Source organism: Streptomyces sp. NBC_01276, assembly GCF_041435355.1.
Classification (GTDB): Bacteria; Actinomycetota; Actinomycetes; order Streptomycetales; family Streptomycetaceae; genus Streptomyces.
In genome coordinates, this window is the sequence record NZ_CP108442.1 from 809,058 (window position 1) to 829,509 (window position 20,452).

Annotated in this window: 19 protein-coding genes and 1 pseudogene; 12 read left to right on the forward strand and 8 right to left on the reverse strand. The window is 69.6% G+C overall.

Annotated features, from left to right (window positions below):
- Positions 1-26: 26 nt before the first annotated feature.
- On the reverse strand, positions 27-179 hold the full coding sequence (locus tag OG295_RS03315; RefSeq protein WP_371675451.1) for a universal stress protein: 153 nt from the start codon (positions 177-179) through the stop codon (positions 27-29).
- Between the two features lie 263 nt (positions 180-442).
- Here OG295_RS03315 and OG295_RS03320 point away from each other — a divergent pair, with 263 nt between their 5' ends.
- Positions 443-805, forward strand: coding sequence for an SAV_915 family protein (locus OG295_RS03320; protein ID WP_371675452.1), 363 nt, complete (start codon positions 443-445; stop codon positions 803-805).
- An 18-nt stretch (positions 806-823) separates the two neighbouring features.
- On the forward strand, positions 824-1,012 hold the full coding sequence (locus OG295_RS03325; protein WP_371681425.1) for a hypothetical protein: 189 nt from the start codon (positions 824-826) through the stop codon (positions 1,010-1,012).
- Positions 1,013-1,076: 64 nt separating this feature from the next.
- Here OG295_RS03325 and OG295_RS03330 read toward each other — a convergent pair whose 3' ends face one another.
- The 6 genes from OG295_RS03330 to OG295_RS03355 all read right to left on the reverse strand — a co-directional run bounded on the left by OG295_RS03330 (position 1,077) and on the right by OG295_RS03355 (position 9,706).
- Complete coding sequence (locus tag OG295_RS03330; RefSeq protein ID WP_371675453.1) at positions 1,077-3,014, reverse strand: amino acid transporter; 1,938 nt, start codon at positions 3,012-3,014, stop codon at positions 1,077-1,079.
- Positions 3,015-3,290: 276 nt separating this feature from the next.
- A complete protein-coding gene (locus OG295_RS03335; RefSeq protein ID WP_371675454.1) occupies positions 3,291-4,529 on the reverse strand; it encodes a serine hydrolase domain-containing protein in 1,239 nt (412 codons plus the stop codon).
- Between the two features lie 66 nt (positions 4,530-4,595).
- Positions 4,596-4,973, reverse strand: a complete 378-nt coding sequence (locus OG295_RS03340) for a DUF1048 domain-containing protein (RefSeq protein ID WP_371675455.1) — start codon at positions 4,971-4,973, stop codon at positions 4,596-4,598.
- A gap of 2 nt (positions 4,974-4,975) precedes the next feature.
- Positions 4,976-5,308: a PadR family transcriptional regulator gene (locus tag OG295_RS03345; RefSeq protein WP_371675456.1), complete on the reverse strand. Its 333-nt coding sequence runs from the start codon at positions 5,306-5,308 to the stop codon at positions 4,976-4,978.
- A gap of 111 nt (positions 5,309-5,419) precedes the next feature.
- Complete coding sequence (kdpB, locus tag OG295_RS03350) at positions 5,420-7,570, reverse strand: potassium-transporting ATPase subunit KdpB (RefSeq protein ID WP_371675457.1); 2,151 nt, start codon at positions 7,568-7,570, stop codon at positions 5,420-5,422.
- Between the two features lie 252 nt (positions 7,571-7,822).
- On the reverse strand, positions 7,823-9,706 hold the full coding sequence (locus OG295_RS03355; protein ID WP_371675458.1) for an APC family permease: 1,884 nt from the start codon (positions 9,704-9,706) through the stop codon (positions 7,823-7,825).
- A 244-nt stretch (positions 9,707-9,950) separates the two neighbouring features.
- Between OG295_RS03355 and OG295_RS03360 the strand changes: the two genes are divergently transcribed.
- From OG295_RS03360 to OG295_RS03405, 10 genes are all read left to right on the forward strand, one after another.
- Positions 9,951-10,343, forward strand: a complete 393-nt coding sequence (locus tag OG295_RS03360) for a hypothetical protein (protein WP_371675459.1) — start codon at positions 9,951-9,953, stop codon at positions 10,341-10,343.
- A gap of 88 nt (positions 10,344-10,431) precedes the next feature.
- Positions 10,432-10,587 carry a hypothetical protein gene (locus OG295_RS03365; RefSeq protein ID WP_371675460.1) on the forward strand — a complete coding sequence of 52 codons (156 nt, stop codon included), beginning with the start codon at positions 10,432-10,434 and terminating at the stop codon, positions 10,585-10,587.
- Positions 10,584-10,673, forward strand: coding sequence for a K(+)-transporting ATPase subunit F (kdpF, locus tag OG295_RS03370; RefSeq protein WP_114055407.1), 90 nt, complete (start codon positions 10,584-10,586; stop codon positions 10,671-10,673). Before OG295_RS03365 ends, kdpF begins: the two co-directional genes overlap by 4 nt.
- Before the next feature lie 6 nt (positions 10,674-10,679).
- Positions 10,680-12,344, forward strand: coding sequence for a potassium-transporting ATPase subunit KdpA (kdpA, locus tag OG295_RS03375; RefSeq protein ID WP_371675461.1), 1,665 nt, complete (start codon positions 10,680-10,682; stop codon positions 12,342-12,344).
- Positions 12,341-14,446 (forward strand): potassium-transporting ATPase subunit KdpB, encoded by a 2,106-nt coding sequence (kdpB, locus tag OG295_RS03380; RefSeq protein WP_371675462.1) that lies wholly within the window; start codon positions 12,341-12,343, stop codon positions 14,444-14,446. The genes kdpA and kdpB (OG295_RS03380) overlap by 4 nt, the downstream gene beginning before the upstream one ends.
- A 6-nt stretch (positions 14,447-14,452) precedes the next feature.
- Positions 14,453-15,169, forward strand: coding sequence for a potassium-transporting ATPase subunit C (locus tag OG295_RS03385; RefSeq protein WP_371675463.1), 717 nt, complete (start codon positions 14,453-14,455; stop codon positions 15,167-15,169).
- A gap of 100 nt (positions 15,170-15,269) precedes the next feature.
- A complete protein-coding gene (locus tag OG295_RS03390) occupies positions 15,270-15,959 on the forward strand; it encodes a response regulator (protein WP_371675464.1) in 690 nt (229 codons plus the stop codon).
- 56 nt (positions 15,960-16,015) lie between these two features.
- A complete protein-coding gene (locus OG295_RS03395) occupies positions 16,016-18,559 on the forward strand; it encodes an ATP-binding protein (RefSeq protein WP_371675465.1) in 2,544 nt (847 codons plus the stop codon).
- A gap of 650 nt (positions 18,560-19,209) precedes the next feature.
- Positions 19,210-20,016 (forward strand): SDR family NAD(P)-dependent oxidoreductase, encoded by an 807-nt coding sequence (locus OG295_RS03400; protein ID WP_371675466.1) that lies wholly within the window; start codon positions 19,210-19,212, stop codon positions 20,014-20,016.
- Positions 20,017-20,030: 14 nt separating this feature from the next.
- A complete protein-coding gene (locus OG295_RS03405) occupies positions 20,031-20,105 on the forward strand; it encodes a 50S ribosomal protein bL37 (protein ID WP_371681089.1) in 75 nt (24 codons plus the stop codon).
- A 120-nt stretch (positions 20,106-20,225) separates the two neighbouring features.
- Here OG295_RS03405 and OG295_RS03410 read toward each other — a convergent pair.
- A pseudogene (locus tag OG295_RS03410) lies at positions 20,226-20,390 on the reverse strand (hypothetical protein); the annotation flags it as partial.
- Between the last annotated feature and the right edge of the window lie 62 nt (positions 20,391-20,452).

Below are 20,452 nucleotides of genomic sequence, written 5' to 3' on the forward strand. Positions count from 1 at the left end.
CCGGAGCTGCGGCGGTGGGCCGCTTCCTACGTGGCCTGGAGCGGGGACGGGGGTACGGTCAGCACGGGACAGGGCGCGTGCGCGAGGACGTAGCGGGCTGTGGAGGGGCGGAGCGGTCCGCGTGGGCCCGAGCCGACCGCGAGCAGGTCGTCCGGGTCGCGTGCGACGTCGACGAGCACGGCTCCCGCCGTCCGGAGCCTGCCACGCCGGCACGGCGCACAGCTCGACCCTCCGAAGCCGCTCCGCCGCGGTCGGCCGCGATTCTGACGCGTTGCTGACGCCTCGCGTCCCCGGCCGTCAGCACTCCCTATGAACCGGCCTGCACCGTCAAGATCCCGTCAGAGGCGGACCACGGGGACAGCTTTCGAGTGGCCGCCCCGGGCCGCCTCCCCGCACCCGGGGCACCATCCTTCTCCGCTCACGGCTCCCCCAGGAGGGCCCCATGTGCCTGTTCCAGTACGACGACGACCCCGAGCCCGAGGAACGCGTCCCGGCCGGACTGCTCCACGTGCCCGTCCGGCCGGGAACTGCCGAGGTGGTGGTCCGCCTGTTCCGCACCCCGCTGGGTGCGCGGACCGCGGTCGGGTTCACAGACCCTGACCGACTGACGGCCACGCTCGGCGCGGAGCACCCGTGGATCAGGATCTCCGAGCGGGCGCTCCGGGCGATGTCCGAACCGCTCGGGGTGGAACTGCTGACCGTGGATCCGACGTTCACCGCACCCGCGGTCACCCGGTCCGTCACCAGTGGTTCCCCCGCGCTCGCCCCGAAGCCTCGGCGAGCCTCTTCGGCCTCGGCCGCGTGAGAAGGGAGACCCCGTGCGATGACCACCGCTGTCATTTCGGCCTCGGCATCGGGTACGGAAGACCTCTCCGTCTGGCCGGCTTCCACGACCCGGCTCGCGGCCGGCGGCCGCCTGGGGGGCGGCCGGATCGTGATCGACAGCCCTTCGGAGATCGCCCGCATCGCCGCCACCATCGGGCCGGACGGCCGCCAGAAGAACCCCGGCTGATCGGCCGCGCCTCCGCGGCCGCACCCCGTACGACCACGTCCTGTCGGCTTCCTTGCGCCGCCCGTCAGCCGGCGTGCACGTGCGGGCGGCGGCTGCGGTCCGGTTCGGCTTCGCGGATGACCTCGCGGGTGACGGGGGCGACCTCGCCCTGGCCGAAGAGGAAGAACCGGAAGAAGTTGGCCATCGGGTTGCCCTCGGTCCACTCGAAGTAGATGTGGGGCCGTTGGCCGGTCTCGTCGCGGACGTGGAGCAGGAGGGCGGCAAGGGCGTTGGGGATGCTGGAGCTCTCCAGGGTGAGGACTCGGTAGCGGTCGTGGAGGACTTCGCCGCGTACGCGCATGCCGGACTCGAATTCGGAGGCGTCCAGGACCGTGACCTCGACGAACACGACGTCGTCCTCGGCCGGGATGTCGTTGTCCGCGCGGATCTGTGCCTTCTTCTGCCGGTACTCCTCCAGGTCCCGATTGTCGGGCTCGTTGGCGATGAACCGGATCGTGCGGTTGGCGGTGTCGCGGATGAACCGCTGCGCCATGTCGTCGAACTCGATGTGCGTGACGCGCAGCTCGAAGACCCGGGCCAGGCGCGAGAGGAGGGAGAGCGCCATGATGCCGCCGATGAAGCAGGCACCGATCTTCACGCCGTCCGGGCGCTCCACGACGTTGACGGCGGTGGTGTAGATGAAGACGGCCGAGATGATGCCGAAGCCGATGGTCCAGCCCCGTTCCCCGGCCCGGCGGGCCGCGATGGTCACCGCGACCGCCGCCGAGGTGATCAGGACCAGGACGCCCGTGGCGTAGGCGCCGCCCTGGGCGTCGACGTCGGCGTTGAAGATCCAGGTCACGAGGAACGCGACGAGGGTGAAGACGATGACCATGGGGCGCAGGGCGCGGGCCCACTGCGGGGCCATGCCGTAGCGGGGCAGGTAGCGCGGCATCAGGTTGAGCAGGCCGGCCATCGCGGAGGCTCCCGCGAACCACAGGATGCAGATGGTCGAGATGTCGTAGACGGTGCCGAAGGCGGAGCCGAGGTACTCGTGGGCCAGGTAGGCCAGGGCGCGGCCGTTGGCTTCGCCGCCCGGCTGGAACTGGGCGGCCGGGATCAGCAGGGTGGTGATGAGGCTGGAGCAGATCAGGAAGACACTCATGATCACGGCCGCCGTGGTCAGCAGCTTCTTGGCTCCGCGGATCCGTCCGGCGGGCTTCTCCTCGGTGTCCGCGGGGTCGCCCTCGACGTGTGGCATGACCGCGACGCCGGTCTCGAAGCCGGACAGGCCGAGCGCGAGTTTCGGGAACACGACGAGCGCGATGGCGATCATCATGAAGGGGTTGCCGTGCTCGGCGGTCAGCGCGGTCGTCCAGTCGGTGATGACCTGCGGCTCCGTGAACACGTTCCACAGCCCGACCGCCACGACGATGACGTTCAGGCCGAGGTAGGTGGCCACCAGGACCACGGCGACGCCGATGGCCTCGCTGAACCCCTTGAGGAAGACGCCGCCGAGCAGCGCGATCAGGATCAGGGTGATCAGGACCTCGTGGCCGTGCAGGGTGCTGGTGAGGTGCGGGTTCTCCACCATGTGCGCGGTCGCGTCGGCGGCGGAGAGGGTGATGGTGATGAGGAAGTCGGTCGCCGCGAACCCGAGCAGGGTCAGGACGAACAGCTTCCCCTTCCAGAACGACAGCAGCTTCTCCAGCATGGCGATGGATCCCTCGCCGTGCGGGCTCTCCTCGGCCACCCGTCGGTAGACGGGCAGCGCGCCGAAGAGGGTCAGCAGCACGAGCACGATGGTCGCCAGCGGCGACAGCAGACCTGCCGCGAGGAACGCGATGCCGGGCTGGTAGCCGAGGGTGGAGAAGTAGTCCAGACCCGTCAGGCACATCACCCGCCACCACGGCCGGCCGTGCGGCTGGGCCGCCGCCTCCTTGGCGGCGGGCGAACTGTTCTCGGCGGTCAGGCCTTCCAGCATCCACGCGCGCAGGCGCGAGGAGCGGGCAGGGGTGGCCATGATCGGGCGCTCCTGTCGTACGGCGTGGATTCGGCCATCGGAGTCGACGGCTGGGCCAGCGTACGCAGCGAGAACTCAGCCAATACGTCTATAGCCCCGCCTGACGGAATCCTGACGCCCTCTTAACGCCTTTCCTTCCGATGGCGTAGCGAACGCGCTCACGCTTGGAGGCGGAACCCGCACGTCGGGTGAGGAGACAGGCAGGCGGCGAAGACGCGAACCTGGTCGAGGCCTTCCGTGGAGATGTGCCGGGGCGACCTCGACCAGGTCGACAGGTCAATCGTCGATCGCCCGGTAGAGGGTGGTCCAGAAATCGTTGATGGCCCACGCCGAATCAGGAGTGGACATCCCGGTCTGGGTGAGGAGGATGCCGACGAGCCCGTTGGCCGGGTCGGCGTACGTGGTGGTGCCCGTTCCGCCGTCCCAGCCGAACTGGCCGACGGGCGCGTAGTCACCTCGGTACGTGCGCACCGCCATACCGAAACCCCAGCCTCCGTGCTGCCCCTGGCCGTGCGACAGGTGGACGAGGTCGCGGGCGCGCTCTTCCCGGTCGGCCAGCTGCGCGGCGGGGAGGCGGTTGGTCGTCATGAGCTCGACGGCGGGCCGGGACAGGATCCGCCGGTCGCCGTGCGTCCCGTGGCCCAGCAGCATCCGGAAGTAGGCGTGGTAGTCGTCGATGGTGGAGTCGAGTCCACCGCCGCCCGACTGGAACGCGGGGGGCCGGCTGTGGTGTCCCCCTTCGGCCGCGTCCGCCACGACGAACTCGCCGGTCTGCGGATCGGGAGCGTACAGGGGCGGCAGCCGGTCGATCTTGTCGGCGGGCACGTGGAAGCCGGTGTCCTTCATCCCCAGCGGCTCGAAGACGCGCTCGCGCAGGAATGCCTCGAACGACCGGCCGGTGACCCTGGCCACCAGCACTCCGAGCACGTCGTCGCCGACGTTGTACAGCCACCGCTCCCCGGGCTGGTGCATCAGCGGGAGCGTGCCCAGGCGTCGCATCCACTCGTCCGGTTCCGGGGCCGGCAGCAGCCACCCGTCCTCCTGGCCGTACACGCCCCGCTCGAAGAATGCGCCCATGATCGGGGAGGTCGGCGCAGTCATGTCCAACCCGAGCCCGAGCGTGGAGGTGAGCAGGTCCCGCACCGTGATCGGGCGCCGGGCCGGCACAGTGTCATCCAGGGGGCCGTCGGCCTTCTTCATGACCTGCCGGTCGGCGAGCTCTGGCAGCCACCGGTCCACCGGGTCGTCCAGCCGTATTCGGCACTCGTCGAGCAGGACCATCGCCGCGGCGGACGCTACCGGTTTGGTCGTCGAGGCCATCCGGAAGATCGTGTCCCGGCGCATCGGCGGGCCTCCGCCGTGGCGCATCGTCCCGATCGCTTCGACGTGGGTCTCCTCGCCCCGGCTCACCAGGGCGACGAGTCCGGGGATCTTCCCGGACTCCACGTGCCCCCGCAGCACCTCGCTCAGTCTGCGCAGTCCTGCTTCGGAGAAGCCGTTGTTGCCTTGTCCCACCGTGAAACCCCCTGTTGGATCCTGCGAAACCATTCCGGTACGGAGCTCGTGTGCGTGCCGTCGCCGTCAGACCGCCCCGTCCGCGTCGACTGCGGCCTGCTCGATGTCCTCGGTGAGCCGCTTGCGCGCACGGGCGGGGACGTAGCCACCGTCCGAGTAGTTCTGCGCGAAGGTCTCGGCGAACTCCACCGGGTCCTCCCCGACGATCTCGCGGATCGACGTGCCGTCCGCGGCGGCCTGTTCGAACAGGTCCGCGAGGTCCTCGAACATCGACGCGTTGCTGTCGGCGTCGACCGGCACGAAGTACATCAGGTGCCGCTCGATCGCCTCGACCGCCGCGCGGTGACCGCCGGGCAGCTCCTTGACGCGCGCCTTGTACGCCCTCCACCGCTTCTTGGGCCCGATCACCCTCGCGATGATCCCGCTCTTCTCGACGTCGGACATGACTACTCGCCCTCCCCTTCGCGCAGCTGTTCCAGTCGTTCCGCGAGGAAGCTCCAGGTCCTCCAGAACTCTTCGAGGTATTCCCGCCCCCGGGCGTTGAGGGAGTGCACCTTGCGCGGTGGCCCCTTCTCCGAGGCGACCTTCTCCACATCGACGAGACCACGCTTCTCCATCCTGACGAGCAGCGCGTAGACGGTCCCTTCGGCGATGTCCGAGAAGCCCTGCTCCCTCAGGCGTGCCGTGATCTCGTACCCGTAGGCGGGCCTGCCGGCCAGGGACGCGAGGATGATGCCCTCCAGCGTGCCCTTGAGCATCTCGGTCAGCAGCTTGGCCACGGAACGCCTCCCCTCTGAGCTATCAAGCGTCGTTGAGTACCGGTACACCGTAACGCTGACTACCGGTACTTAGCAAGACGCACTAGCAGCGGGAAGGAGGCGGCCCGGAACTCATCCCATGCCGGGTATGTAGGAGACCAGCAGGTCGATGAGCTTGATCCCGACGAACGGCAGCACGAGCCCGCCCACGCCGTAGACGCCGAGGTTGCGGCGCAGCAGGTCGTGAGCGGAGGCGGGCTTGTAGCGGACACCGCGCAGGGCGAGCGGGATGAGGGCGACGATGATCAGCGCGTTGAAGATGATCGCCGAGGTGATCGCGGACCGGGGGCTGCTCAGTCCCATGATGTTGAGGGCTTCGAGGCCCGGGTAGGCAGAGGCGAACATCGCGGGGATGATCGCGAAGTACTTGGCGACGTCGTTGGTGATGGAGAAGGTGGTCAGGGCGCCGCGGGTGATGAGGAGCTGCTTGCCGATCTCGACGATGTCGATGAGCTTGGTGGGGTTGGAGTCCAGGTCGACCATGTTCCCGGCTTCCTTGGCAGCCGAGGTGCCGGTGTTCATGGCCACGCCCACGTCGGCCTGGGCGAGGGCAGGGGCGTCGTTGGTGCCGTCGCCGGTCATGGCGACGAGCTTGCCGCCGGCCTGCTCCCGCTTGATGAGGGCCATCTTGTCCTCGGGAGTGGCCTCCGCCAGGTACTCGTCGACGCCGGCCTCTTCGGCGATGGCGCGGGCCGTCAGCTCGTTGTCGCCGGTCACCATGACCGTGCGGATCCCCATCTGGCGCAGCTCCTCGAACCGCTCCCGGATCCCCTCCTTGACCACGTCCTTGAGGTGGATGATCCCGAGCACCCTCGGCCCGTCCCAGTCGTGGACCGCCACCAGCAGGGGCGTGCCCCCGGACTCCGACACGGTGGCCGACCAGGCCACCGCTTCCGCCGGTACGGTGCCGCCGCGCATCGCCACCCAGTCGCAGACCTGCGCCACCGCGCCCTTGCGGATGGCACAACCGGCACCGTTGTCCCAGCTCAGGTTGACGCCGCTCATCCGGGTCCGGGCGCTGAACTCGGTGAACCGCGGGTTGCTGAGGTCATCGGCGGTGGCCGGTCGCAGTCCGTACTGCCGGGCGAGGGCCACGACGGATCGGCCCTCGGGCGTCTCGTCTGCGAGCGAGGACAGCTGAGCGGCGTCCGCCAGCTTGATGTGGTCCACGCCGGGCAGGGGGACGAAGGCCGCGGCCTCACGGTTGCCGAGGGTGATGGTTCCGGTCTTGTCGAGCAGCAGGGTGTTCACGTCCCCGGCGGCCTCGACGGCGCGTCCGCTCATGGCGATGACGTTCCGCTGGACGAGCCGGTCCATGCCCGCAATCCCGATCGCCGACAGGAGGGCGCCGATCGTGGTGGGGATGAGGGTGACGAGGAGGGCGACCAGGACCGTCGTGGACTGCGCGGCGTGCGCGTAGGCGGCCATCGGCTGGATGGCGACGACCACCAGGACGAAGATGACGGTGAGAGCGGCCAGGAGGATGTTCAGCGCGATCTCGTTCGGGGTCTTCTGCCGGGTGGCGCCCTCGACGAGGGCGATCATCCGGTCGATGAAGCTGTTGCCTGGACGTGAAGTGACCCGTACTACGATCGAGTCGGACAGCACGGTCGTGCCGCCGGTGACCCCGGACCGGTCACCGCCCGATTCCCGCAGTACGGGCGCCGATTCGCCGGTGACGGCCGACTCGTCCACCATCGCGGCCCCGTCGACCACGTCACCGTCGGCCGGGATCGGCTCTCCGGCCTCGACGAGCACGAAGTCGAAGGGTTGGAGCTCGGCCGGCGTGACCACCTCCGTCTCGGACCGGTGCAGGTTCGCCCCGTACGTCCAGTGGTTCAGCCGTACCGCGACCGTGTCCGTACGCGCCTTGCGCAGCGACTCGGCCTGAGCCCGGCCCCGGCCCTCGGCAACGGCCTCGGCGAGGTTGGCGAACAGGACCGTCAGCCAGAGCCAGACGCTGATCACCCAGGTGAAGACGGACGGGTGGATGAGGGCCGACAGCGTGGTCAGAACGGATCCGACGGCGACGACGAACAGCACCGGCTTCTTCACGAGTTCGCGGGGATGGAGCTTGCCCACGGCCTCCCGCGCGGAGGCGGCGAGGAGCTCGGGGTCCACGACGTTCACCTGGCCGGAGCGTTTCCGGGACGGTCGGTTGGTCGGGGTGCGCGGAGGTGTCCCGAGACCCGGAGGAACGTGCTGCGCGGCGGCGGGAGGCATGAAGCGACCTTCTGGATGGGTTCGAGGTGGCAGCCCTGGCAGCTCGTGGCCAGAGCGCGGGAGGGGGTGTCGCCGCCGGGGACTTCCTCCATGGACCCCCTCGGCCGTCATGTGAGTGTTTGCGAGGTCCCCGGCGGCGCAACAGGCAGGAAACTACTGCCCCTCTCACCTCAAGCGCCCATCCCGGCACGGGATTTGCCACCTCCTTGACGGCGGGCGCACGAGACCCGTCAATCCGCCGTCAGAGGCGCGTCAACGCGCCTCGGCCGTAAGGCGGAAGCGCAACCGGCAGATCACGGCGTCGGTGTCGCGGCGGACCGCGTGGGCGACGACGGAACCGCGCTGGTTCTGGAGCAGCCGCTGCCACAGGTGGGCGGGTTCGGTCTCCGGGATCAGGACGGTCACCTGCGCGTCCTGACGTGTCTGGGTCAGCTTCCGCACGTAGGCCGACAATGGACGGCCGAGCGAGCGGGTTTCCGAGGCGAGCTCGATCAGTTCGACGCCGGGCTTCCACAACTCCCAGTCACGCCTCAGGGCTTCAGCCGCATCACGGTCCTCGGGAGACGGATGGGTGACGGTCACGGCGAGGACTTCGTCGCCGAGTGAGCGGGCGGCCGTGAGGGCCTGGCTGGTCAGGCGGGACAGGCCGGAGACCGGGACCACGACCACGGAGCGGGACCGGTGCGGGGGCCGCGGGATCCGGCCGAGCTCCAGGCGTTCGCCGATCTCCGTGTACGCGCGGTGGATCTTCTCGAAGCCGAGGACGAGCAGCGGCAGCGCGACGACGATCAGCCAGGCGCCCTCGGTGAACTTGGTCGCGGTGACGACGACGGCCGAGACACCCGTCAGGAGAGCGCCGAAGCCGTTGAGCGCCGCCTTGGCCTGCCAGCCGCGCGGCCGCTCCCCGTACCAGTGCCGGACCATGCCCACCTGGCAGATGGTGAAGCCGACGAAGACACCGATCGCGAAGAGCGGGACGAGGGTGTTGGTGTCGCCGCCGGAGAAGACGAGCAGGAGGGCGGAGACGAGGGCCAGCCAGACCACTCCGTGGCGGTGGACCTGGCGATCGGCCTTGAGGGCGAAGACGTGGGGCAGGTGGTTGTCGCGGGCCAGCAGGCTCATCAGCACGGGCAGACCTCCGAAGGAGGTGTTCGCGGCCAGCGCCAGCAGCACCATCGTGGCGAACTGGACCACGTAGAAGGCGGCGTTGTGCCCGAAGGAGGCGTCCGCGAGCTGCGCGAGGACGGTGACGCCCTCGACCGGCTGGAGGTGGAAGCGCCCGATGAGGGTGGAGAGGCCGATCAGCATCACGCCCAGGAGCGCGCCGAGGGCGACCTCGGTGCGCTGGGCCCGGCGGGCGGCCGGCGCCCGGAAGGACGGCACTGCATTGGCGACCGCCTCGACTCCGGTCAGGGCCGAGCACCCGGCGGCGAAGGCCTTCAGCAACAGGAGCGCCCCGACGGCGGTCGCGCCCTCGCCGAGGGCCGAGGCGTGCCCGGTGGCGGACGCGGTGCTGACGGGACCGTCGCGGAAGAGCCCGACGACGACCATCGCGAGGATCGACCCGACGAACACGGCGGTGGGCACGAGGAACGCCTTGGCGGATTCCACGACCCCGCGCAGGTTCACGGCGGTGACCAGCACCAGGACGCCCAGGCAGATCCATACCCGTTCCCCGTACAGCTCGGGAAACGCCGAGGTCAGGGCGGCCACACCGGCCGTGACGGACACGGCCACGTTCAGGACGTAGTCCAGGATCAGCGAGGCCGCGGCGACCAGACTCGTCCGCCGGCCCAGGTGGCGCTTGGCGACCGCGTACGAACCGCCTCCGTCCGGGAACGCGGCGATCACCTGCCGGTACGAGGCCACCAGCACCGCCAGCAGCGCGGCGATCGCCAGGGTGACGGGGAGGGTGAAGCCCAAACCGTAGGCACCGGCCGCGGCCAGGACCAGCACGATCGACTCCGGCCCGTACGCCACGGACGCCATCGCGTCCAGGGACAGCGCGGCCAGCCCCTGGAGAGCGGTCAGCCGATGGCGGTCGTCTGCCGCCGGTGTCCGTACGCCGGTATCAGGAGGTTCCTCCGTGCCCGGGGCCTGTCCTGCCGCGCTCGGCTTTCCCATGTCTATCGACATCTTTCGCTGTTCCTCCGTTGGACAAAGTGAGGACAGCGTCCGAACGCCATGGCCGGATCGCCAGTGTTCTTGGCGTTATCCATACGACCGCCACGCCAGTCTTCACGCGCCCTTGATGGCCGGCCGGGAAAGTCGTATGAGGTGCGTCAAGACCTCGCAGGGGCGGGTGGCTGCACCTCCAACGGGGGCAGGGTTGAAAGGGGCATCACCCCACCCCCTCGGAAATGGGGGAAGGTTCAGATGGATGCGGAGAACGTGGTCGGAGGGAACCGCCCGGCTGGCCGAGGACGGCCGCTCGCCGGAGGCGGTGGTCGAGTACGTGCGCAGGGAGCTCGTCGGGCTGCTGGAGCTGCGCGGCTGCCGCTTCGAGTACGGATCCCTGATGGGCAACCTGCCGCGTCTGGAGCATGACGGCGGCGTCTGGCTGCACCGCCCGGGCCGGGTGACGGAGTACACCGACTGGCCGGACGGCAAGACCGAGCTCCGGGTCGTGGGCGGCGGACACTACTACGGCCGCTTCCTGCTGGATCCCCACCCCGGGCCGCTGCCTCCGGAACAGGACCGCTTCGTGGCCGTCGCGCTGGCCGCGCAGGCCGGCTCCGCCCTGGACACGGCCGGCCTGTCCCACCAGGCCTGACCGGTCCTTTTCAGGCACTTCCCGTAAGGACGGCGTCAAGAGTTCCCGCGGGCCCGTATGGACCTCATCAAGGTGTCTTAACGCCGGGATGAAGACACGGTTATCTCGTCATCGGCCATCTGGCCGATTCATTTCTTCCCTCTTCATCCAGGAGCTCACGGTGGCCGATCTGGCCTTCGTCGTCACCACGGTCGCGGTATTCGCGCTGGTGGCTCTCATCGCCCGAGGGGTGGCCAAGCTGTGACCGTCGAAAACATCGTCGGCCTCGCCGTGGCCGTCTCCCTGCTCGGATACCTCGTCCTCGCCCTCGTCAAGCCGGAGAGGTTCTAGCCACCGATGAGTCCCGTTCTCGCTGGTGTGCTCCAGCTCCTCGCACTGATCGCCGCGCTCGCGCTGGCCTACCGCCCCCTCGGCGACTACATGGCCAAGGTCTACTCCTCGGAGAAGCACTACCGCCCGGAGAAGTGGATCTACAAGGCGATCGGCGCCAATCCGACCGCCGAGATGCGCTGGCCCGCCTACCTGCGCGGCGTCCTCGCCTTCTCCGCGGTGAGTGTGCTCTTCCTCTACGCCCTCCAGCGCGCCCAGGGCATCCTGCCCGGCTCGCTCGGCTTCTCCGCGATCGACCCCGACCAGGCCTTCAACACCGCCGCCTCCTTCGTGGCCAACACGAACTGGCAGTCGTACTACGGCGAGCAGGCCATGGGCCACGTCGTGCAGACCGGCGGCCTCGCCGTACAGAACTTCGTCTCGGCCGCGGTCGGCATGGCCGTGGCGGTGGCCCTGGTACGGGGCTTCGCGCGCTCCCGCACCGGTGAACTCGGCAACTTCTGGGCCGACCTGGTCCGCGGCACCGTCCGCATCCTCCTGCCCATCGCCGTCCTCGGCGCGATCGTCCTCGTCGCGTGCGGCGCGATCCAGAACTTCGCCGGCATCCACGAGGTCGGCCAGTTCCTGGGCGGTACGCAGCAGTGGAACGGCGGGGCGGTGGCCTCCCAGGAGGTCATCAAGGAGCTGGGCACGAACGGCGGCGGCTACTTCAACGCCAACTCCGCCCACCCCTTCGAGAACCCCACCCCCTTCTCCAACCTCTTCGAGATCTTCCTGATCCTCGTCATCCCGTTCGCGCTCACCCGCACGTTCGGCCGGATGGTCGGCAACCTGCGCCAGGGCTACGCGATCCTGGCGACGATGGCGACGATCTGGCTCGGCTTCACGGCCCTGATGATGTGGACCGAATTCGCCCACCACGGCCCGGCGTTCGAGGTCGCGGGCGGGGCGATGGAGGGCAAGGAGACCCGCTTCGGCGTCGGCGCCTCCGCGATCTTCTCGGTCGCCACGACGCTCACCTCCACCGGCGCGGTCAACTCCTTCCACTCCTCCTACACCGGTCTCGGCGGCGGCATCCAACTGCTGGGCATGCAGCTCGGCGAGATCGCCCCCGGCGGTGTCGGCTCCGGTCTCTACGGCATGCTGGTCATGGCGATCATCGCGGTGTTCATCGCCGGCCTCATGGTCGGCCGCACCCCGGAGTACCTGGGCAAGAAGATCGGCACCCGCGAGATCAAGTTCGCGGCCTGCTACATCCTCATCACCCCGGCGCTGGTGCTGTGCTTCACCGCCGCGGCCATGGCCCTGCCCACCCCGCCGCACTCGATGCTGAACTCCGGGGCGCACGGCTTTTCCGAGGTCCTCTACGCCTACACCTCGGGCGCCAACAACAACGGCTCCGCCTTCGCGGGCCTGAACGCCGACACGCAGTGGTTCAACACCACCATCGGCCTCGCCATGCTGCTGGGCCGGTTCCTGCCCATGGTCTTCGTCCTCGCGCTGGCCGGCTCGCTCGCCGAGCAGAAGCCCGTCCCCGAGACCGCGGGCACGCTCCGTACCGACAAGCCGCTCTACACCGGCCTCCTCGTCGGCACGATCCTCATCGTCACCGGTCTGACCTACTTCCCCGCCCTCGCGCTGGGGCCGCTCGCCGAAGGGCTCGCATCATGAGCACCGCCACTCCGACCCGTGCCCCGCACGAGAACCTGCCCACCGGACACAAGCCGCCCGCCGGCCGTGTCGGCGGGGGCCTGTTCGACCCCAAGCAACTGCTGAAGTCCTTCCCGGATGCGGTGAAGAAGCTCGACCCCCGCGTCATGATCAAGTCGCCGGTCATGTTCGTGGTCCTCGTCGGCTCGGTGGTCACCACCGTGCTGGCCCTGAAGGACCCGACGGACTGGTTCGGCTGGGCGATCACCGCCTGGCTGTGGCTGACCACCATCTTCGCCAACCTCGCCGAGGCCGTGGCCGAGGGCCGCGGCAAGGCCCAGGCGGACACCCTCCGCAAGGCCAAGACCGACTCCGTCGCCCGCCGCCTGACCACAGACGGCATGGGCGAAGAACAGGTCCCGGGCACCGAGCTGAAGATCGGCGACCTGGTGGTCTGCGAGGCCGGTGACGTCATCCCCGGCGACGGAGACGTCATCGAAGGCGTCGCCTCCGTCGACGAGTCCGCGATCACCGGTGAGTCCGCCCCGGTGATCCGGGAGTCCGGCGGCGACCGCAGCGCGGTCACCGGCGGTACGAAGGTCCTCTCCGACCGGATCGTCGTCAAGATCACGACGAAGCCCGGTGAGACGTTCATCGACCGCATGATCGCCCTGGTGGAGGGCGCGGCGCGGCAGAAGACGCCGAACGAGATCGCGCTGAACATCCTTCTCGCATCCCTCACGATCGTCTTCCTGCTGGCGGTCGTCACCCTCCAGCCCTTCGCGATCTACGCCGGCGCCGAGCAGTCGATGATCGTGCTGACCGCGCTGCTGGTCTGCCTGATCCCGACCACGATCGGCGCGCTCCTGTCGGCCATCGGCATCGCGGGCATGGACCGCCTCGTGCAGCGCAACGTCCTGGCCATGTCCGGCCGGGCCGTCGAAGCCGCGGGTGACGTCTCCACCCTCCTGCTCGACAAGACGGGCACCATCACCCTCGGCAACCGGCAGGCCGCCGAGTTCGTCCCCGTCAAGGGCACGACGGAGGCCGAGCTGGCGGACGCCGCCCAGCTGTCGTCCCTCGCGGACGAGACCCCCGAGGGCCGCTCCATCGTCGTCCTGGCGAAGGCTAAGTACGGGCTGCGCGAGCGCCACCAGGGCGAGCTGGAGCACGCCGAATGGATCGCTTTCACCGCCCAGACCCGTATGTCGGGCGTGGACGTGGACGGCAAGCTGACCCGCAAGGGCGCGGCCGGATCGGTGATCACCTGGGTCAAGGAGCAGGGCGGCCAGGTCTCCGACGACGCCGACCTCCTCGCCAACCGCATCTCCGAAGCCGGCGGCACTCCGCTGCTCGTCGCCGTCAAGGACGGGAAGGGCGCCCGGGTCCTGGGCGTCATCCACCTCAAGGACGTGGTCAAGGAGGGCATGCGCGAACGGTTCGACGAGCTGCGCCGCATGGGCATCAAGACCGTCATGATCACCGGTGACAACCCGCTCACCGCCAAGGCCATCGCCGAAGAGGCCGGTGTCGACGACTTCCTCGCCGAGGCCACCCCCGAGGACAAGATGGCCCTCATCAAGCGGGAACAGGCCGGCGGCAAGCTCGTCGCCATGACCGGCGACGGCACCAACGACGCCCCCGCCCTCGCCCAGGCCGACGTCGGCGTGGCCATGAACACCGGCACCTCGGCCGCCAAGGAAGCCGGGAACATGGTCGACCTGGACTCCAACCCCACCAAGCTCATCGAGATCGTCGAGATCGGCAAGCAGCTCCTCATCACCCGCGGCGCCCTGACCACCTTCTCCATCGCCAACGACGTCGCCAAGTACTTCGCGATCATCCCGGCCATGTTCGCCGTGGTCTACCCGGGCCTGGACAAGCTCAACATCATGGGCCTGACCTCCCCCGAGTCCGCCATCCTGTCCGCCGTCATCTTCAACGCGCTGATCATCATCGCCCTCGTCCCGCTCGCCCTCAAGGGCGTGCAGTACAAGCCGACCAGCGCCGACAAGATGCTCCGCCGCAACCTGGGCCTGTACGGCGTGGGCGGTCTGATCGCCCCGTTCATCGGCATCAAGCTCATCGACCTGCTCATCACCCTCATCCCCGGAATCGGCTGATCTGCGATGAACAACTCTGTAGGCAACACGGCGCGGTTGATCGTGGCCGGCCTGCGCGCCCTGCTCGTCCTGACGATCGTGTGCGGCGTGCTCTACCCCCTCGCCGTCACCGGCATCGCCCAGGCCCTGTTCAACGACAAGGCCAACGGCTCCGAGATCAAGGACCAGAGCGGCAACGTCGTCGGATCCTCCCTCATCGGACAGCGGTACGACCTGCCCAAGAAGGATCCGAACGACGCCGACGAGGCCGCGAGGCCCGACCTGAAGTGGTTCCAGCCGCGCCCCTCGAACGGCCTGGGCAGCAACAGCGTCAACACGCAGTACTCCCTGATCCTGTCCGGCGCCACCAACCGTTCCGCCGACAACGGCGCCGTGAACGGCCAGTGCACCAAGGACGCCGAGGAGGGCACCCTCTGCGCACAGGTCACCGCCGCCAAGGAGGCCGTCATCGCCGACAACTCCACCGCCGGCTACACGGTCAAGCCGGAAAACGTGCCGGCCGACGCCGTCACCTCCTCCGGCTCCGGCCTCGACCCGAACATCTCCCCCGAGTACGCCAAGCTCCAGATCCACCGGGTCGCCGAGCAGAACACGCTCGACGTCGAGCAGGTCGAGAAGCTCGTCGCCGACCACACCACCGGCCGGACTCTCGGCTTCATGGGCGAGCCCCGCGTGAACGTCCTCGAGCTCAACACCGCGCTCAAGGCACTGACCAAGAGCTGATGTTCCCCATCGCACGGACCGGGAGCCGGCAGGGCGCGGAATGCTCGCGCCCTGCCGGCTCCTTACCTCTTGCTCTCAACGAAGGAAAGGCTGCACGCCAATGACCCGGGTGCTGGTGGTGGAGGACGATCCCCAGCTCGTCCGCGCGCTCAAGATCAATCTTCAGGCGCGCAAATTCGAGGTCGAAGAGGCTCCGGACGGTGGCTCCGCGCTGCGGCTCGCGGCCGCGCGCAAGCCTGACGTCATCGTCCTCGACCTCGGCCTGCCCGACATGGACGGCGTCGACGTGATCAAGAGCGTTCGCGGCTGGAGCCGCGTGCCCATCCTGGTGCTGTCCGCCCGCCACACCTCGGAAGACAAGATCCGGGCCTTGGACGCGGGCGCCGATGACTATGTGACGAAACCGTTCAGCATGGACGAGCTCCTCGCCCGGCTGCGTGCGGCAGCCCGCAGACAGGAGCCGGCCGGCGCCTCGCAGGCCGACGAGGTGTCCGTGGTCACGACCGACGAGTTCACCGTCGACCTGGTCGCGAAGAAGGTATACCGGGGCGAGCGCACGGTACGGCTGACCCCGACCGAGTGGCACCTGCTGGAAATCCTCATCGCCCACCCGGGCCGGCTGATCACCCAGAGTCGGCTGCTGCTGGAGGTCTGGGGACCGAGCTACGGGGAGAACACCAACTACCTGCGCGTCTACATGGCCCAGCTGCGGCGCAAACTGGAACCGGACCCCTCGCACCCCCGATACCTGATCACCGAACCCGGTATGGGCTACCGCTTCGAACCCTGATCGCCCACCCGACCGTCAAACCGTCAAACCGTCAAACCAAGAAGAAGAGTCTGAACATGGGACGCGGCAAGCTCCGCATCTACCTCGGTGCGGCACCGGGCGTCGGCAAGACGTACGCGATGCTCTCCGAGGCGCACCGCCGGATCGAGCGGGGCACCGACTGCGTCGTCGGCTTCGTCGAGCACCACAACCGTCCGCGCACCGAGGTGATGCTCCACGGCCTCGAACTCGTCGAGCGGCGCGAGATCGAGTACCGGGGCTCCGTCTTCACCGAGATGGACGTCGACGCGATCCTCGCGCGGCGCCCGGCCGTCGCCCTCGTCGACGAGCTCGCGCACACCAACGTGCCGGGCTCGCGCAACGCCAAGCGCTGGCAGGACGTCGAGGAGCTCCTCCAGGCCGGCATCGACGTCGTCTCGACCGTCAACATCCAGCACCTCGAATCCTTGGGCGATGTCGTCGAGACGATCACCGGGGTCCGGCAGCGCGAGACCGTCCCCGACGAAGTCGCGCGCCGGGCCGACCAGATCGAGCTGGTCGACATGTCCCCGCAGGCCCTGCGCCGCCGGATGGCCCACGGCAACGTCTACAAGCCGGACAAGGTCGACGCGGCGCTGTCGAACTACTTCCGGCCGGGCAACCTCACCGCGCTGCGCGAGCTCGCGCTGCTGTGGGTGGCCGACCGGGTCGACGAGTACCTCCAGGAGTACCGGGGCGAGCACAACATCCGCTCCACCTGGCAGGCCCGCGAGCGCATCGTCGTCGGGCTGACGGGCGGGCCCGAGGGACGCACGCTCATCCGCCGCGCCGCCCGCCTCGCCGAGAAGGGCGCCGGCGGCGAGGTCCTCGCCGTCTACATCGCCGCCAGCGATGGCCTGACCTCCGCCTCGCCCAAGGAACTCGCCGTCCAACGGACCCTGGTCGAGGACCTCGGGGGCACCTTCCACCACGTCATAGGCGACGACGTCTCCGACGCCCTGCTGGAGTTCGCCCGCGGCTGCAACGCCACCCAGATCGTCCTCGGCGTGAGCCGCCGCCGCTCCTGGCAGTCCGTCTTCAGCCCCGGCGTCAGCGCCACCGTCGCCCGCGAGTCCGGACCCGACCTCGACGTCCACATCGTCACCCACGACGAGGCCGCCAAGGGCCGCGGCCTGCCCGTCGCCCGCGGCGCGCGGCTCGGCCGTTCCCGCCTCATCTGGGGCTGGCTCACCGGCATCGCCGGCCCCGCCGTGCTCGCGGTGCTGCTGAGCCAGCTCGTCCCCGAGCTCGGTCTCGCGAACGACATGCTGCTCTTCCTCACCTTCACGGTGGCGGCGGCCCTGCTCGGCGGGCTGCTCCCCGCGCTCGCCTCGGCAGCGTTCGGATCCCTGCTGCTGAACTACTACTTCACCCCGCCGCTGCACGAGTTCACCATCTCCGACCCGAAGAACATCGTCGCCATCGCGATCTTCGTCGGCGTCGCGGTATCGGTGGCCTCCGTGGTCGACCTCGCCGCGCGACGCACCCACCAGGCCGCCCGCCTGCGCGCCGAATCCGAGATCCTCTCCTTCCTCGCGGGCAGCGTCCTGCGCGGCGAGAACTCCCTCGACGCCCTCCTGGAGCGGCTGCGCGAGACCTTCGCGATGCAGTCGGTGGCCCTCCTGGAGCGCACCAGCGAGGTCGACCCCTGGACCACGGCGGCATCCGTCGGCACCGGCACGGTCGCCCGCCCCGAGGAGGCCGACGTGGACCTGCCCATCGGCGACGACATGGCGCTCGCCCTGACCGGCCGGGTCCTGCCCGCCGAGGACCGCCGTGTCCTCGGCGCGTTCGCCGCTCAGGCAGCCGTCGTGCTCGACCGCCAGCGCCTCGTCGACGAGGCGGAGAAAGCCCGCGAACTCGCCGAGGCCAACCGCATCCGTACGGCCCTGCTCGCCGCCGTAAGCCACGACCTGCGCACCCCGCTCGCGGGCATCAAGGCCTCCGTCACCTCCCTGCGCTCCGACGACGTCGAATGGTCCGAGGACGACAAGGCCGAACTGCTCGAAGGCATCGAGGACGGCGCCGACCGCCTCGCCGCCCTGATCGGGAATCTGCTGGACATGTCCCGTCTCAACACCGGCACGGTCGTCCCGCTCATCCGTGAGACCGACCTCGACGAGGTCGTGCCGATGGCCCTGGGCGGCGTACCGGAGGACAGCGTCGAACTCGACATCCCCGAAACGCTCCCGATGATCGCCGTCGACCGCGGCCTGCTGGAACGGGCCGTGGCCAACATCGTCGAGAACGCGGTCAAGTACAGCCCCGGCGGACAGCCCGTCAATGTCTCCGCGAGCGCCCTGGGAAGCCGCGTCGAGCTCCGGGTCGTCGACCGCGGACCCGGCGTCCCGGACGAAGCCAAGGACCGCATCTTCGAACCCTTCCAGCGCCACGGCGACGCCCCGCGCGGCGCCGGCGTCGGCCTCGGCCTCGCCGTCGCCCGCGGCTTCACCGAGGCCATCGGAGGCACCCTCACGGCCGAGGACACCCCGGGCGGCGGCCTCACCATGGTCATCACACTCCCCATAGCGGGCGACGGTCCTCCGGTGTCGCCGGAGCTTCCGACGTCTGCCGTCACGTGACATCAAGGTGATCGGCCCTATCACTCGGCCCGCCGAGTACGGGAGGACGGCCGAAGCACGCGAGCCGTCCGGCCCCGGTATCCCCACACCGGAAAGCCGGACGGCTCATGTGTTGTGCGACGGGTGACCGACACGCGGTCGCACAGGTCCGTACCCCCACGGTGGGACCATGCGCGGATTCGGGGGGTGTTCAGGTCACCGCCCGACAGCCGCATGCCGCCGGTCCGTCGTCCGGCTCCGTCGCCACACCAGTCTGCGCCCGGCCGATGGCTCTGGCACCACTCCTTGACGGGTTCCTTCCGCATGGAAGTCGATCTTTGACGCGGTCCTGATGGACGGGCGTCAGAAGGCCGTCAAGGAGCCCATCGGGCACTTGCCCCCGCATCCCCGATGCGCTGGGATTGCGCCATGAACAGCGGTCCGCGCTACGAAGACCGGCCACCGAATCAGGTGCTGCCGACGGCGCCCGCTGTCTGCCCGGCCCTCTGACTTCGGCCGCGCGTCTTCCCGCGTACCTGCCACCAGCCCCTGAAGGGCGCTGCCCGCGGCTCCCTGCGCGTCCTCACCTCCACCGCATGACCTGAGCCCACGCCCCTGCCTCACGCAGGGACGCCGGGCACGTCAGCCATGCCTGTTTTCGGGAATCCGCCATGTCTTCATCTCTGTCCGGCCGTACCGTCCTCGTCACCGGAGCCACCTCCGGCATCGGCTACGAGACCGCGCGCCGGCTCGCCGAGCACGGCGCCACCGTCCTCCTGCACGGCCGTACGCCCGAGGAGGCCCAGGCCGCCACCGACCGGCTCATCGCCACCACAGGTGTGGCCGGCGCCCGTCTCCGGCCGATCGCCGCCGACTTCGTCCGCCTGGAGGAGGTAGAGAGCCTGGCCCACACCGTCGTACGCGACCACCCGCGCCTGGACGTACTCGTCAACAACGCGGCCATCGCGGCCCCTGAACGCCACACCCTGACAGCCGACGGCAACGAGATCTCCTTCCAGGTCAACTTCCTGGCCCACTACCTCCTCACCAACCTCCTGGAGCCCGCCCTCACCAGCGACCTCGGCGGGCGCGTCGTCAACGTCTCCTCCGCGCTCCACCGCTCGGGCGCCATCCAGTGGAACGATCCGCAGCGCGTGCGGCGCTACTCCCGCCTCGCCGCGTACGCCCAGTCCCAGCTCGCGCTGACCGTCTTCGCCGCCGACCCGCGCGTCACCGCCGTCTCCGTCAACCCCGGCGTGTGCGAGACCGGACTCCTCCCGCTGTACGGGCACGAGGGCGCCCCCGCCGCCGAGGGCGCGCAGCACGTCGCACGGCTCTGCGACCCGGCCACCGAGATCGTCAACGGCGCCTACTACGACCGCTCCGAGCGCGTCGCCCCGGCCCCCGCCGCCACCGGAGACCGCACCGTCAAGCGCCTCAACAAGCTCGCCGGCCTCCTCGTCGGCCACACCGCCTGAAGGGATCCACCGACATGTCCAAGCGCGCACGCAAGAAGAGGGCCCGCCGCAAGAAGGGCTCCAACCACGGCAGCAAGCCCAACTGCTAGCCATCGGCCCACCTCGTGGGGGCGGCCCTCCGAAGGGCCGCCCCCACTCCCCTGCCCCGCGAGGAACAGGAAGGCCACGGTGCCGTTGACGGCGTGCAGCCGTATCCGTATGCGTGCGTTGGTCAAGCGGTCGGCCCGGCCTCCGAGCACGACGCCCGCCACGACGACGGAGGTGACTCCCGACGCGTGCACCGCCTCCGCCGGCACGTACGCGCCGTACGGGGTCACGAGGGCGACACGGAAGAGCACGAGCGAGGTGGCGTCGTCCCGGCACACCGCCTTCACCCTGTCGACGCAACGGCCGTCAACACGCCGTCAAAGTCCCACCCCGGAGCCGTTAGGAGTCC

What these genes read in the sequence shown, in the direction of transcription:
- OG295_RS03395 (WP_371675465.1), top strand. Translation starts at nt 16,016, where the DNA reads ATGGGACGCGGCAAGCTCCGCATCTACCTCGGTGCGGCACCGGGCGTC.
- OG295_RS03365 (WP_371675460.1), top strand. Translation starts at nt 10,432, where the DNA reads ATGAAGACACGGTTATCTCGTCATCGGCCATCTGGCCGATTCATTTCT.
- OG295_RS03330 (WP_371675453.1), bottom strand. Translation starts at nt 3,014, where the DNA reads ATGGCCACCCCTGCCCGCTCCTCGCGCCTGCGCGCGTGGATGCTGGAA.
- OG295_RS03390 (WP_371675464.1), top strand. Translation starts at nt 15,270, where the DNA reads ATGACCCGGGTGCTGGTGGTGGAGGACGATCCCCAGCTCGTCCGCGCG.
- OG295_RS03325 (WP_371681425.1), top strand. Translation starts at nt 824, where the DNA reads ATGACCACCGCTGTCATTTCGGCCTCGGCATCGGGTACGGAAGACCTC.
- OG295_RS03320 (WP_371675452.1), top strand. Translation starts at nt 443, where the DNA reads ATGTGCCTGTTCCAGTACGACGACGACCCCGAGCCCGAGGAACGCGTC.
- kdpB (WP_371675462.1), top strand. Translation starts at nt 12,341, where the DNA reads ATGAGCACCGCCACTCCGACCCGTGCCCCGCACGAGAACCTGCCCACC.
- OG295_RS03355 (WP_371675458.1), bottom strand. Translation starts at nt 9,706, where the DNA reads ATGTCGATAGACATGGGAAAGCCGAGCGCGGCAGGACAGGCCCCGGGC.
- kdpA (WP_371675461.1), top strand. Translation starts at nt 10,680, where the DNA reads ATGAGTCCCGTTCTCGCTGGTGTGCTCCAGCTCCTCGCACTGATCGCC.
- OG295_RS03400 (WP_371675466.1), top strand. Translation starts at nt 19,210, where the DNA reads ATGTCTTCATCTCTGTCCGGCCGTACCGTCCTCGTCACCGGAGCCACC.
- kdpB (WP_371675457.1), bottom strand. Translation starts at nt 7,570, where the DNA reads ATGCCTCCCGCCGCCGCGCAGCACGTTCCTCCGGGTCTCGGGACACCT.
- OG295_RS03360 (WP_371675459.1), top strand. Translation starts at nt 9,951, where the DNA reads ATGCGGAGAACGTGGTCGGAGGGAACCGCCCGGCTGGCCGAGGACGGC.
- OG295_RS03385 (WP_371675463.1), top strand. Translation starts at nt 14,453, where the DNA reads ATGAACAACTCTGTAGGCAACACGGCGCGGTTGATCGTGGCCGGCCTG.
- OG295_RS03340 (WP_371675455.1), bottom strand. Translation starts at nt 4,973, where the DNA reads ATGTCCGACGTCGAGAAGAGCGGGATCATCGCGAGGGTGATCGGGCCC.